This window comes from Pseudomonas sp. 05N431 (assembly GCF_056397005.1).
The window spans coordinates 335759-348917 of the sequence record NZ_JBFTMN010000004.1 but is presented as its reverse complement, the minus strand read 5'-3'; the positions used below and the strand labels follow the sequence as shown (position 1 = coordinate 348917).

Annotated in this window: 9 protein-coding genes and 1 pseudogene; 8 read left to right on the top strand and 2 right to left on the bottom strand. The window is 52.3% G+C overall.

The annotated features are described in order from the left end of the window. Genes livM through AC1DIG_RS09220 form a run of 3 tightly spaced genes read left to right on the top strand, consistent with a single transcriptional unit; the run spans position 1 to position 2869 of the window. Entirely contained in the window at positions 1 to 1284 is a 1284-nt protein-coding gene (gene livM / locus AC1DIG_RS09230) for a high-affinity branched-chain amino acid ABC transporter permease LivM (protein WP_477767055.1), read from the top strand. After that, positions 1281 to 2156: an ATP-binding cassette domain-containing protein gene (locus AC1DIG_RS09225; RefSeq protein ID WP_477767054.1), complete on the top strand. Its 876-nt coding sequence runs from the start codon at positions 1281 to 1283 to the stop codon at positions 2154 to 2156. Before livM ends, AC1DIG_RS09225 begins: the two co-directional genes overlap by 4 nt. Beyond that, on the top strand, positions 2153 to 2869 hold the full coding sequence (locus AC1DIG_RS09220; RefSeq protein WP_477767053.1) for an ABC transporter ATP-binding protein: 717 nt from the start codon (positions 2153 to 2155) through the stop codon (positions 2867 to 2869). Before AC1DIG_RS09225 ends, AC1DIG_RS09220 begins: the two co-directional genes overlap by 4 nt. A gap of 71 nt (positions 2870 to 2940) precedes the next feature. On the opposite strand, the gene AC1DIG_RS09215 is transcribed toward AC1DIG_RS09220, so the two are convergent. Both AC1DIG_RS09215 and AC1DIG_RS09210 read right to left on the bottom strand, forming a co-directional pair. Continuing rightward, positions 2941 to 4506 (bottom strand): PucR family transcriptional regulator, encoded by a 1566-nt coding sequence (locus AC1DIG_RS09215; RefSeq protein ID WP_477767052.1) that lies wholly within the window; start codon positions 4504 to 4506, stop codon positions 2941 to 2943. A gap of 100 nt (positions 4507 to 4606) precedes the next feature. Then, positions 4607 to 7513, bottom strand: coding sequence for an FAD-binding and (Fe-S)-binding domain-containing protein (locus AC1DIG_RS09210; protein ID WP_477767051.1), 2907 nt, complete (start codon positions 7511 to 7513; stop codon positions 4607 to 4609). Positions 7514 to 8244: 731 nt separating this feature from the next. On the opposite strand from AC1DIG_RS09210, the gene gabP reads away from it, so the two are divergent. The 5 genes and pseudogenes from gabP to gabT all read left to right on the top strand — a co-directional run bounded on the left by gabP (position 8245) and on the right by gabT (position 13092). After that, complete coding sequence (gene gabP, locus AC1DIG_RS09205) at positions 8245 to 9678, top strand: GABA permease (RefSeq protein WP_477767050.1); 1434 nt, start codon at positions 8245 to 8247, stop codon at positions 9676 to 9678. A 96-nt stretch (positions 9679 to 9774) separates the two neighbouring features. After that, positions 9775 to 10117, top strand: a pseudogene (locus AC1DIG_RS09200) (transposase); the annotation flags it as partial. A gap of 293 nt (positions 10118 to 10410) precedes the next feature. Further along, positions 10411 to 10740: a tRNA-binding protein gene (locus AC1DIG_RS09195; RefSeq protein ID WP_477767049.1), complete on the top strand. Its 330-nt coding sequence runs from the start codon at positions 10411 to 10413 to the stop codon at positions 10738 to 10740. Between the two features lie 90 nt (positions 10741 to 10830). After that, the gene (locus AC1DIG_RS09190; protein ID WP_019649756.1) at positions 10831 to 11550 is read left to right on the top strand and encodes a haloacid dehalogenase type II; all 720 of its coding nucleotides are present in this window, start codon (positions 10831 to 10833) and stop codon (positions 11548 to 11550) included. Positions 11551 to 11808: 258 nt separating this feature from the next. After that, positions 11809 to 13092 carry a 4-aminobutyrate--2-oxoglutarate transaminase gene (gene gabT / locus AC1DIG_RS09185; protein WP_477767048.1) on the top strand — a complete coding sequence of 428 codons (1284 nt, stop codon included), beginning with the start codon at positions 11809 to 11811 and terminating at the stop codon, positions 13090 to 13092. Positions 13093 to 13159: the final 67 nt, after the last annotated feature.

Genomic DNA, 13159 nt, shown 5'->3' with positions numbered 1-13159 from the left:
ATGTCTGCCGCTAAAAACAAACCCAAAGTAATCAAAAAAAGCCTGATTGATGCGGTGCTCGCTGGGCTACTGGCCTTGATCGTATTCGGCCCCATCGTCGGAGTTGTTTTGCAAGGTTATAGCTTCGAGCTGGAACCCAGCCGCGTTGCTTGGATTGTGGGAGCGGTCATGATCGGACGCTTCCTCATCAGCCTTCTGCTGCAGACGCCCATCGGCATCAGAATGTCTCAGGGACTCGAACGCGGGGGCGCTGGTGTGCATGTTCTGGCACCGGGCCATAAGTCGGCATTGCGCTGGGTCATACCAGTGACGATTGTCATCGCAGCTATCTTCCCGCAATTTGCCAACCCCTACCTGTTAGGAATCGTGATCCTGGGCCTGATCTATGTATTGCTAGGGTTAGGACTGAACATCGTGGTCGGCTTGGCTGGGTTGCTTGACCTTGGTTACGTCGCGTTTTACGCCATTGGAGCGTACGGCTTGGCACTTGGGTATCAATACTTGGGGCTGGGCTTCTGGTCTGTGCTGCCATTGGCTGCCATTGCTGCGGCGTTGGCCGGATGCATATTGGGTTTCCCGGTACTGCGCATGCATGGAGATTATTTGGCAATCGTCACCTTGGGCTTCGGTGAAATCATCCGCTTAGTCCTCAACAACTGGCTGTCTCTTACTGGAGGGCCGAACGGTCTTCCCGCACCACTACCAACCTTTTTTGGTTTGGAGTTTGGGCGTAAGGCAAAGGAAGGCGGTATCCCTATTCATGAATTCCTTGGCATTGCTTATAACCCGAGCCTGAAATTCATCTTCATTTACGGCGTGCTGTTTTTGGCTGTATTGGCCGTGCTTTACATCAAGCATCGACTTACGCGCATGCCCGTTGGGAGAGCCTGGGAAGCGCTACGCGAAGACGAGATTGCCTGCCGCGCCATGGGATTGAACCATGTACTTGTGAAACTTTCGGCCTTCACTCTCGGTGCTTCCACCGCAGGCTTGGCAGGTGTCTTTTTCGCCACTTATCAAGGCTTTGTGAACCCGACCTCCTTTACCTTTTTTGAATCGGCGCTGATTTTGGCTATCGTAGTTTTGGGCGGGATGGGTTCAACAGTGGGTGTGGTCATTGCGGCATTCGTGTTGACGGTAGCACCGGAGCTGTTGAGAAGCTTCTCCGAGTACCGAGTCCTGCTGTTTGGTGTCTTGATGGTACTGATGATGATCTGGAAGCCCCGAGGCCTGATTCGTGTGAGCCGTACCGGCGTAGTTCCGCGTAAAGGAGTTGCATCATGAGAAACGAAATTATCCTTTCGGTTGACAATCTGATGATGCATTTCGGCGGCATCAAGGCCTTAAGCGACGTCAGTTTAAAGGTGCGCCGTAACTCCATTTTTGCATTGATAGGCCCCAACGGTGCTGGCAAAACCACCGTTTTTAACTGCCTCACTGGCTTCTACAAGGCCACCGGCGGGCAGATAAAGCTCAATACACGCGAAAAGAGCACCAATGTTATCCAGCTTTTAGGTGAGCCCTTCAAGCCCCTAGACTTTGTGTCTCCGAAGAGTTTCTTCAGTCGCCTGTACTACAAAATGTTCGGTGGCACCCACCTTATTAACCGCGCGGGGCTGGCTCGAACGTTTCAAAATATCCGCCTATTCAAGGAAATGTCGGTAGTAGAAAATCTGCTTGTTGCCCAACACATGTGGGTCAATCGCAATATGTTGGCGGGCATTCTCAACACCAAGGCTTATAGAAAAGCCGAGGAAGATGCCCTCAACACTGCCTTCTATTGGCTTGAAGTAGTGGATCTGGTGGATTGCGCTAACCGCTTAGCGGGTGAGCTCTCCTACGGGCAACAACGCCGCCTCGAAATCGCTCGGGCCATGTGCACGCGCCCTCAAGTCATTTGCCTGGATGAACCTGCTGCGGGACTTAACCCTCAAGAAACTGAGGCGCTAAGCGGCATGATCCGTTTACTGCGCGATGAACATGACATGACCATCGTGCTGATTGAGCATGACATGGGGATGGTCATGGGCATCTCCGACGACATTGTCGTACTCGACCACGGGAATGTTATCGCCTCCGGCGGGCCTGAAAAAATCCGTAATGACCCAAGGGTAATCGCGGCCTATCTGGGTGCGGATGAAGAGGAACTGGTATGAAAAAATCAATTCTAGAATTGAAAGAAATTGACGTCTTTTACGGGCCTGTCCATGCTCTAAAAAAGGTGTCTCTGCAGATCAATGAGGGCGAGACAGTTAGCCTGATCGGCTCCAACGGAGCAGGTAAATCTACATTGTTGATGTCGATCTTCGGCCAGCCAAGAATTAGCAGCGGACAGATTCTTTATCAGGGTACCGACATCGCTGCAAAGTCCTCTCACTACATTGCGTCCAATGGCATCGCCCAGTCGCCCGAGGGTCGGCGGGTGTTCCCCGACATGACCGTCGAAGAAAACCTGATGATGGGGACGATCCCCATTGGCGACAAGAACGCCAGTGAGGACATGCAGCGCATGTTCGACCTGTTTCCCCGCCTGAAGGAGCGCCGACATCAACGCGCCATGACCATGTCGGGGGGGGAGCAACAAATGCTCGCCATTGCCCGAGCGCTGATGAGCCGCCCGAAGTTGTTACTGCTGGACGAACCAAGCTTGGGATTAGCTCCAATCGTGGTCAAACAGATCTTTCAGATACTGCGTGAGCTTGCGAAATCAGGCATGACTATATTTTTGGTCGAGCAGAACGCCAACCACGCTTTGAAGTTATCTGATCGCGCCTATGTAATGGTCAATGGTCAAATCCGGATGACAGGTACCGGCCAGGAACTGCTGGTGAATGATGAGGTGCGCAACGCTTACCTGGGTGGGCACTAAGCTCAGTGAGTAAAGGAGAGGAGCAGGCAATCTGCTCCTCTTGTTTCAAGCGGGAGTCACACACGAATCGCTCATTCGTCGTGCTCCAGTCGATACATCTCCGCAGCTACCTGAATTTGAAACCGCGACTCTGGATTTTCAAAAGAGAGATCCAAGAGCTTTTCTATGCGGGCTAAGCGGTAGCGCAAGGTACTGATATGCACATCCAGAGCTTTTGCTGTATTGGCAAGTTGGAACCCTTCGCTCGAAAGAGCACAGATTGTTTCCAGTAACATCGTGCCGTTTTTTCGATTTGCCAGTGGTTCGATTAGACGCTGGAGGAGCATTGCTCTAGCTTCTTTATCTCCCATCAAGGCACGGGGAAACAAGACCTCATTGAAAACATGTAGGCGCCCTGGACGCAATAACGGCACCAAGGCTGCGACGTCTTCGGCCCCTTGAGCCATGCCCGAGACGCCCCGATGAGTACGGCTCACAGCCATCGCACCACCTTCATGGCGTATCTGCTTCCAGATCGTTTCCGGCGCAAGCGTTGCGGGGATTATGAAGCTGATTTGGTTGAGCGAAACGGAGATTAGTGGCGAGATACTGTTCGAAACCATTAAGTTGAAAATTCGAGCCGTTTTTTCTTTACGTCTTTTGAAGCCTTCCAAGCTGAGAGGGATGGGTTCGTCGATCAACACCAAACAGATCCTGTAATCACGAGTTTCGCTCCAGCCTGAGACCAGAGCTCGCTCAATAGCACTGGGCGTCTCCGGAAACTTGCCCTCCAGCAGACCTGCAACCAGGGCGTGCCCTAAGCGAGTTTCCTGATCCAACAATTCTCGCTGGTGAGAAAGATGAAGGGCGGCAATAACTGCGGAGTGTTCAAGCGCACGGGAATGCAACTCTTCAAACTGATCTGTCGGACTTTCGAGCCAGACAATGCCGGCGACCTCTCCTTGTAGCCAGATCGCGCAACCAAGCCTGAACCGTGGTTGGACACCGGGCAGGACGATCGACAAGGTTTGGGACTCATCAAAGCGGTGTTCAAGGGGGCGCTCAGCTATGAACTTGGCAATCAGCTCCCGTTCGAACTGTTCATTGGTGTCTATGTTGTGCCTGCTGAGAATATCCCCAGAAGCCGAGACAACGAGGGCAGAGACCTCCAGAGCGCTGGCCAGCGCACTGCCTAGACTATCGAGGTTATCGGCTTCGATTGCAGCCTTAGTCAATTTGCGATGGATTAAGTCCGAGCGTTGAATAATCTCGGTTTGTAAATTAATGATCTTGGCCAGAATTTCTTGGGTGATTTCACTAAAAGGCACCTCCCATGGGAGTTCCAGAAGCGGGAAGTTGCATTGTTCCGCTTCGGCAATAGTGGCTTTAGAGAAATGCTCGCGAAAATGAGGCACGGCCAGTATGACGCCGGCCAGGCCAAGTTCGTTGAGCGTGCGCACCAGTACTCTGCTGGCTTCATCGTCCTGTGGCCAGTTATAGCCTGAGGTCAACAGCAGATCGCCCTTCTTCAACCACTGGGTGATATCTGGGTGATCGATGATGTGAACCCAACCGATTTTCCGATCCAGCCCATTGGCTCCCGCCACGACGGTAGCTTGTCGCAGAACGGTCTGCTCTAGTGCGGTAGATAATTTCATTGTTTGTCCACGAGTGAAGGGTGAACGAATTGTTCCTTGAAAGTAGGAAAGCCTCTGAAAGGCCTCCCTACGTTAAGCTCATCAACGGCTTCAACCAAATTCAGCGCATCAGTTTGGCCAGTAACTGAGCCAAGTGTATTGGATCGCGGCCACTCACTTTCTTAATTTGCCCTCGGCAACTGAACCCGTCTGCGACCACGTCAGCTTCTGCGGAAAGCTTGTCCAAGTGTGGTTTGAACTCGTTCATACCTATGGTTTGGGCTATCGGAGCCGTTTTGGTGTGGTATGCGTAGGCTCCTGCAACGCCACAACAGCCTGTGGGCAGGATGCGGCCGCTATTGCCGAGCTTGTCGAGTAGTGATTGCTCTGCACCCATTCCGCCGCAAGCCTTTTGATGGCAATGGCCATGAATGTGCACATCTTTGGCAAGGCTGGGCAGAGGCAGTCCCCGACTCTGAATAAACTCGCTTAAGGTCATGATTGACGAGCGTAGCTGGCTCGCCCGCTCATCGTCCGGAAACAGCCCTGGCATCTCGTCACGAAAGACTGATAGGCAGCTTGGCTCCAAAACAATCACCGGGATTTTCGCGACCAAAGCGGGTTCAAGCTGAGACAGGATCCCGCTAAGGTTGCGCTTGGCTTCATCGAGCATCCCAACGTCGTAATAGGGTCTTCCGCAGCAGATGTGTTTTTTCATGAGCAAAACGTTAAAGCCCAGTTTCTCCAGCACCTCAACGCCTGCTTCAAGCACCTGCGGAGTGAAGCCATTGTTGAAGCTGTCGACCCAGAGCAGAACGTCTTGACTCATTGGCTCAGATTTCCGTTTCATCAGCCGCTTGGCTGTGTCCCCTGCGCGAAAACTACAACTCGCGATGGCGGGGAACTTGACCGAAGGTGCTAGGCCAAAATAACCACCGATGACACGGAACGGCTTATTGGTCATCGCAAAATTGAGGATGGGAGAAACTTTGCCAACCAACGGTAACCACTCACCGATGCGACCAATCATTGCATCCATCAGAGAGCGGCGCCGCTTGGCATAATGACGATGCAGGAATTCGGCTTTGTAGCGGGCTATATCGACATGGGTCGGGCAGTCTGATTTGCAACCCTTACAGCCCAGGCACATATCCAACGAGTCTTTAACCTCCGCGCTGTCCCACTGATCCTCAATAACCTCACCCTTGAGCAGTTCGAAAAACAGGCGCGCTCGTCCCCTTGTCGAGTAACGCTCTTCGCGTGTTGCACGAAAGCTTGGACACATGGTTCCACCTTCTAGCGAGCGGCATTTACCCATGCCAATGCAGCGCTCCGACTCTCTCGCCAGTCCTTGGTCGCCGAGACGTTTGTCATACGTAAATAGACTGGGTATGTGCCGACGTTCATAGTCAGGGCCCATTCGCAAATGGCTGTCGACGGGCATTGCGTCTATCAGCTTGCCGGGGTTCATCCGGTTCAGCGGATCCCAAATGCGCTTGAACTCGGAGAACGCCTGCATGATCGCCGGAGAGTACATGATGTGCAGGTACTCTCCCTTCGCTTGCCCATCGCCATGCTCTCCCGAGAGTGATCCGCCGTACTTCACCACCAGGTGAGCAGCTTCGTCGAGAAACGCACGCCAGGTATCAAGCCCTTCTTGGGACTTCAAATCAAAAGTAATTCGAGAGTGAATACATCCGTCACCGAAATGGCCATAGAGATTGGTCTTGTAACCGTAGCTGGCGACAACGGCAGAGAATTCACGCAGATAGGCTCCCAACAGTTCTGGTTCCACCGCCGCATCTTCCCAGCCCACCACAGGGTCTGGTTGGCTTGGGTCTAGCCCCAGTGACGTTGCAGAGGCGCCCGTCTCCCTAATTGTCCAAATCCGGTTCATCAAAACACTGTCAGTGATTAGGCGACTAGCCGGGGAACCGGGGAGTGAATCGCTAATGTCGATAACTCGACGAGCAGCTGCAGCAGCCTCCTCGGGCGAGCCCCCGCCGAATTCAATCATCAGCCATGCTGCCCCCGTCGGCAGTTCCGCGATGTCGTCGAGCTTCAAGCCGCGCTCACGTAATCCACCGATGATGCCTTCATCGAGCCCTTCCATGGCAATGGGGGACAGTGGCAATAGCTGAGGTACAGAGTCGGCTGCCAGGAAAATATCCGAATAGCCAAGCACCACCAACACACGATGACGCGGATTCTCCACCAACCGTGTTTCTGCGCGCAGTACCGTTACGCATGTTCCTTCAACCCCTACCAACGCACGGGCAATGTTGAAGCCGTTTTCAGGTAGCAGCTGATCGAGGTTGTAGCCGGAAACCCGACGTTTGAGCTTTGGGAATCCTTGACGGATTTCGTCTTCATATCGGTCGACCAAAGCCTTTAGAGATCTGACGATCTCCGCCCGCTGACCGCCTGCCTGCAAATGTTCACGATAGGTCGCCTCGTCCGTTGGCCCTACCCAGAATCTCGCGCCGTCGTAAGTGAGGATCTCCAGACGCTCCACGTTTTCGACGGTTTTGCCCGCCATCACCGAGTGCGCGCCGCAGGAGTTATTGCCAATCATCCCGCCCAAGGTGCACCGACTATGCGTGGCGGGATCAGGCCCAAAAGTCAGGCCAGACCGGCTGGCAGCCGTTTTCAACTGATCGCAAATCACACCTGGCTCGACCCTGGCTACGCGGTTTTCCGAATCAATTAACTCGATTTTTGAAAGGTATTTAGATGCGTCGATGATTACCGCCGCATTGACTGACTGCCCGCACATTGATGTGCCAGCCCCTCGCGGAAGAATGGGGAGACCAGCGGCTCTGCAAAGCTCAACTGTTTTGACCATGTCGTCCAGAGTGCGCGGGATGACCACGCCAATGGGAAGTTGGCGGTAGTTTGAGGCTTCAGAGGCGTAGATCGCGCGCGTGCCAGAATCAAAGCGCACTTCTGCGGTTGTCAGCGACGTCAGTTGCTCACGCAGAGTGATAAGCGCATTCAAATCCGGCTTGTAAGGGACGTACTTGGTCATTAAGCGGGCCTTAGTGGGCTGTGTTGGCTGAGATCAGAGAACGCTGGGCAGAGCGGTCAATGGACTATTAAGCACTTCACTTTAAACAGCGTGTTGCGGCACCACTACCTGCTCATGACAGGTCTAAACAAGGTAGACCTCCTACCTTACATACGAACAATCCCCCTCCCCCCTAATCTTCTATTCGATGCACCTTAGTCGGCTCGTCTTTCAGTGGGCTTTTTTTGAAATCCTGAGGCGGTGAAAAATCAAACCTTCCCCAATGCTGGAAAATCTCTCCTATCTACGTCTGTCCTAAAGGGCAACCGTATCCGTTTTTTCCTCGTCGCAGATGACGGCTTGCCCCCTTGGCAGCCCAGCCCCTAGCCAAGATTCGTCCTATTCAGCATAGGACAGCGCTTCCTAGTATTGGCACCTGGTGTTTGAAGAAAAAACCACCTCAATTCTCGACCCTATATCCCAAGCCACAATCAAGTCGCACAACGCTGCGCGAGGAGCCTGAGCGATCAACAAAGCTCCTTTCGTTTACATCTGGAATACAAAAATGAACGAGGCGTAGTCAAAATCCCACAATAAACATCTTAAGCACGCCCAACCGTGCCACTTCCCAGATATTTGATCGGGGGGGGCGAGCTCGTATCTACAGGAGCAGGCACAGATAACAAAAAGTGCTTTCGCCTGACGTAGACAACTCTTTAACTACCTGCCTAATAAAAAAAACGGGTGAACATATGTCAAAAATATACAAATCGAGCGGTTCTGAAGGACAAGGAGGCACATCACTTGCTCCTGGGCTAAAACAGAGGCATGTCACAATGCTTTCCATAGCTGGGGTCATTGGGGCGGGTTTATTCGTAGGATCAGGCCATGCCATCGCAGCTGCAGGCCCGGCAGTTCTTATCTCCTACCTTGCAGCAGGAACTTTAGTCGTATTAGTCATGCGAATGCTTGGTGAGATGGCAGTCGCATCGCCTGATACCGGCTCCTTCTCCACCTATGCTAGTCGGGCCATAGCCCCTTGGGCAGGCTTCACAATTGGCTGGCTGTATTGGTGGTTCTGGGTGCTTGTCATTCCACTGGAAGCAATCGCAGCCGCTGCAATTTTGCATAGCTGGTTTCCAACGATTGATACCTGGATCTTCGCGCTAACAGTTACGTGTGGCCTAACGCTTTCGAACCTCTATAGTGTGGCTCGCTACGGTGAATTTGAATTTTGGTTTGCATTGGCCAAGGTACTGGCAATCATCACCTTTATTATCGTGTGCGCGGTAGCTTTGGTCGGTGGACTGCCGAACCGGGAAGTTAGTGGTATTGGAGCACTAATAAGCGTCAATGGTGGTTTTGCCCCCAATGGATACGGCCCGGTACTGGGCGCGCTCCTTACCACAATGTTCAGTTTCATGGGCACAGAGATCGTAACCATCGCCGCTGCGGAGTCCCATAATCCAAGCAAGCAAATCGCGCGAGCCACAAACTCGGTGATCTGGCGTATTGGTTTGTTCTACATTGTGTCGATTTTCATGATCGTATCTATCGTCCCGTGGAATGACCCAGCATTGGCAGCCGTAGGTTCGTATCAGCGCGCTCTAGAATATCTCCAAATCCCTAACGCAAAATTCATCGTTGATATAGTTGTACTGATTGCTGTTGCCAGCTGTCTGAATTCTGCGATCTACACTGCTTCACGTATGCTTTTTTCCTTGGCAAAAAGAGGAGAAGCCCCAGGCATTCTGAAGGTCACTACGCTTGCTAAAGTTCCCCGTTATGCTGTGATCGCCAGCACCGCCATTGGATGCTTTACTACGATAATCAACTACTTCGCCCCCGAGAGATTGTTTTCCTTTCTTCTAGCGACTTCTGGCGCAGTGGCATTACTCGTTTACTTGGTGATCGCGATCTCTCAGTTACGGATGCGGAAGAAACTGGTATCGCACGGGCACACCCTTGAATTCAAGATGTGGCTCTATCCTGGTCTTACCTGGGCCGTGATCGTGTTTATCGTAGGAGCTCTGGGTTTGATGCTGACACTCCCCGCCCACCAAGGTGAAGTTTTGGCCACCGCGGGACTGGCAGCCTTGGTTGTCTGCACCGGATTACTTGTTAAGCGCCGCAGCGTGTCCAAGTCATGGACACCAGTGCGTCCCCACCAGAACGCAAATAGCTAACACAAACGATAAAAAAGCCCAGGGAGAGAATTCGACCTGGGCTTTTTTATGCTAAGCCTCTTTTAGGAGAAGACCTGCATACAAGCAATGTTCGACCCGAAGGCTGACGGCGGTCGCAAACCCTATCCGCTTGATCCATGTCACACATTCATCTGCTGCAAAACGGGTTCTCACTGAACGACCCGGCCATGGAGGAGCACAGTATGAAATCACCCCCCCCATGCGCCAGTTTGCAAGCCTGACCCTGAGCGCACCGATCCCCGAAGACACCACGATGATGAACTTCTGGTACTTGCTGGAAAAGCATGAGTTGGCCCCTGCAATACTTGCCGTCATCAACGGTCATTTGTAGGAAGAAGGCCTTTCCCTGCGCCAGGGCACTATCGTCGATGCGACGATCATTCACGCGCCCAGCTCGACAAAAAACGACGGAGGTAAACACCCTACGGCTGATCAGAGCTCCCTAACGGAGACCCCGAGCGCAATGTTTCTCCTTCGAAACCTCCGACAGACAGCCAAATTCATACTGCTTTTGATAGGTGGATTAGCAGTTTCACACTTCCTATCATTGTAAAACGTTAAACGGATTTCCGTAGTCGCGTAGAGAGGCTCATATCCAGCGCTAAGCTTCCGGCAGGATGTGCGTTACGCGGGATCCAGGCGCGGCTCAAGCGTCGAATCAAATGGAGCTTGATCATGATTTGGCTCGTTGTTTAATGTCAGGAGTGATGTATGACGCCGTATGAAGCATTTTCCAGCGTCGATATGCGTATCGGCCAAGTCATAAAAATTGAAATTAATGAAAAGGCCAAGAAGCCGGCCTATAAGTTCTGGATCGATTTTGGCGAGTTAGGTGTGAAAACAACCAGCGCCCAATACACCCAGCTTTATACGGAAGAAAAGTTACTTGGCGAATATGTAGTCTGCGTTGTCAATCTGGGCACACGAAATATCGCAGGTTTTGCCTCAGAGGTACTGATGCTTGGGGCAGAGAGCGCTCTTGGCGGAGTAGTTTTTTTGAAACCAGAGCGCGCAGTTACGCTCGGGCAAAAAGTATTTTAAGAAGTACGTCGGCGCGAATCGCGGCGGCTCATAAAGTTGGTCTAGCATAACTTTACGTCGTACCTGAAGGGTATATTAAGAGGAAAGGCAATGAAACTCACTGATTTCACTACACTGTCATTCGATTGCTACGGCACCCTGATCGATTGGGAGACAGGTATCGTAAACGGTCTCCAGCCTCTGGCCACGCGTAGCGGCAAGGGTCTTGATCGCGAACAGATTCTGGAAGTCTTTGGGCGTCATGAGTCGCCGCAACAGACTCTGACACCTGGCGCCTTGTACCCAGTCATTCTGGGCGCGGTATATGACCGTATTGCCAAGGAGTGGGAACTTGAGCCCATCGCCGCTGAGCGTGAACTCTTCGCCACCTCGGTTAAAGATTGGCCTGCATTCCCTGACTCTGTAGAAGCCCTGCGCTACCTGAAGCAGCACTACAAGTTGGTAATTCTTTCCAACATTGACCGCACTGAATTTAAGTTCAGCGAAGCGAAGCTGGGTGTTGAGTTCGATTACATCGTGACTGCACAGGATGTCGGTTCCTACAAACCTAACCCGAACAACTTCACCTACATGATCGACCTGCTTGCTAAAGCTGGTATCGAGAAGAAAGATATCCTGCACACTGCTGAAAGCCTGTACCACGACCATGTACCAGGCAATGCCGCTGGCTTGGCAGGCGCATGGATTCACCGTCGTCACGGCAAGGAAGGTTTCGGAGCAACACACGTACCGGCCACTGAAGCCAAATACGATTTCCGCTTTACCAGTATGGCAGAGATGGCCGAAGCTCATAAAAAGCTAGTGAGCTAATAATACATTGCTCATGGTCGATGCCACCTAAGGGTGGTATCGACACTAAAATAGAAAATAGCTGAATCGCGATATCGCCTCCAAGGCTGTTGCAGTACTACTTTATTTTTTTTGTTTTCTTTTTGGGCATAAGAACTGCCTTGCGCCCTGAAGAAGTTATCGCTCGGCAATAGTTGATTATTTATCTATCGGCGTCTCCTGATAATTATCGGCCAGGCGCTTTCTGTGCGGTTTAAAAGATCAAAGGAGATTCTTAGAATGACTGACGTTAGTTCGAATTCTATTCTGGCGGCACGAGAAAATAACGTATCTCGTGGCGTGGCGTCTGCTCACCCAATCGTCATAAGCCGAGCGGCCGGCAGTTATGTATGGGATACGGCCGGCAAAAAATATCTGGACTTCGTCGGCGGTATCGGGGTTCTGAACGTTGGGCACAATCACCCTGCTGTTGTGGATGCCATCAAGAAGCAGGTAGATAGCTTTACCCACGTTTGTTTCCAGGTGGGCGCTTACGAATCTTATGTTGAGCTGGCCGGCAAGTTGAATGCGCTTGTAGGCGGTGGCGAGTCGTACAAGTCCGTCTTCTTGACTACGGGCGCTGAAGCAGTCGAAAACGCCATCAAGATTGCTCGTGCCCATACCAGGCGCTCCGGCGTGATCGCTTTCCGGGGCGGTTTCCATGGCCGCACGCTTTTGGGGATTTCGCTAACCGGTTTCAGCCAGCCGTATAAGCAAAACTTCGGCCCGTTTGCTCCGGACATCCACCACGCAACGTATCCGAATGAGTATCGTGGCGTTTCCACTGAACGAGCGCTCGCATCGCTTCAAGATATTTTTGATACGCAGATTTTGCCCGAGCGCGTTGCAGCCATCATCATCGAACCTGTACTGGGTGATGGAGGTTTCGTAGCAGCTCCGCCCGCGTTCATGAAAGCGCTGCGTGAACTGACCACTCGACATGGCATTGTGTTGATCTGCGACGAAATCCAAACGGGGTTCGGTCGTACCGGCAAAATGTTTGGATTTCAGCACTCAGACATCCAACCTGACCTGATCACTGTCGCAAAAAGCTTAGCGGGCGGAGTTCCACTGTCGGGTGTGGTCGGTAAGGCAGAGATCATGGATGCTCCTACGCCAGGTGGTTTGGGCGGAACCTACGGCGGTAACCCGCTGGGTTGCGCAGCAGGTTTGGCGGTTCTGTCCATTTTCGAAAGCGAGAATCTGTTGGAGCGCAGCCAGGGCATCGGCAGCCAGCTGTTGAGTGGATTTGAGAAGCTCAAAGCCCGTCATACGCGCATCGGTGATGTTCGGACGCTAGGGGCAATGGCGGCGGTAGAGTTTGTGACTGACAGGGACAGCAAAGCTCCTGATGCCGACATTGCGCAAAAAGTGATTGAACAAGCCAGAGATCAGGGGCTGCTGCTGATCAAGTGCGGGATTCACCGTAACATTGTGCGCTTCCTCTGCCCTCTCAACACCTCTGAGAGCGATGTTGATGACGCATTGGGTATGTTCGAGCGGGCTCTGGACGCGAGTCTTTGATCCGCCATACTCCTTGAGTCGGTTTAATGAGTTAGTAAAAGTCGCCGTGTTTGGCGACTTTTGCATT

Bases quoted from the DNA above. Each gene is read 5' to 3' on its own strand.
- AC1DIG_RS09225 (WP_477767054.1), top strand. From the start codon at position 1,281: ATGAGAAACGAAATTATCCTTTCGGTTGACAATCTGATGATGCATTTC.
- AC1DIG_RS09215 (WP_477767052.1), bottom strand. From the start codon at position 4,506: ATGAAATTATCTACCGCACTAGAGCAGACCGTTCTGCGACAAGCTACC.
- livM (WP_477767055.1), top strand. From the start codon at position 1: ATGTCTGCCGCTAAAAACAAACCCAAAGTAATCAAAAAAAGCCTGATT.
- AC1DIG_RS09210 (WP_477767051.1), bottom strand. From the start codon at position 7,513: ATGACCAAGTACGTCCCTTACAAGCCGGATTTGAATGCGCTTATCACT.
- gabT (WP_477767048.1), top strand. From the start codon at position 11,809: ATGACTGACGTTAGTTCGAATTCTATTCTGGCGGCACGAGAAAATAAC.
- gabP (WP_477767050.1), top strand. From the start codon at position 8,245: ATGTCAAAAATATACAAATCGAGCGGTTCTGAAGGACAAGGAGGCACA.
- AC1DIG_RS09195 (WP_477767049.1), top strand. From the start codon at position 10,411: ATGACGCCGTATGAAGCATTTTCCAGCGTCGATATGCGTATCGGCCAA.
- AC1DIG_RS09190 (WP_019649756.1), top strand. From the start codon at position 10,831: ATGAAACTCACTGATTTCACTACACTGTCATTCGATTGCTACGGCACC.
- AC1DIG_RS09220 (WP_477767053.1), top strand. From the start codon at position 2,153: ATGAAAAAATCAATTCTAGAATTGAAAGAAATTGACGTCTTTTACGGG.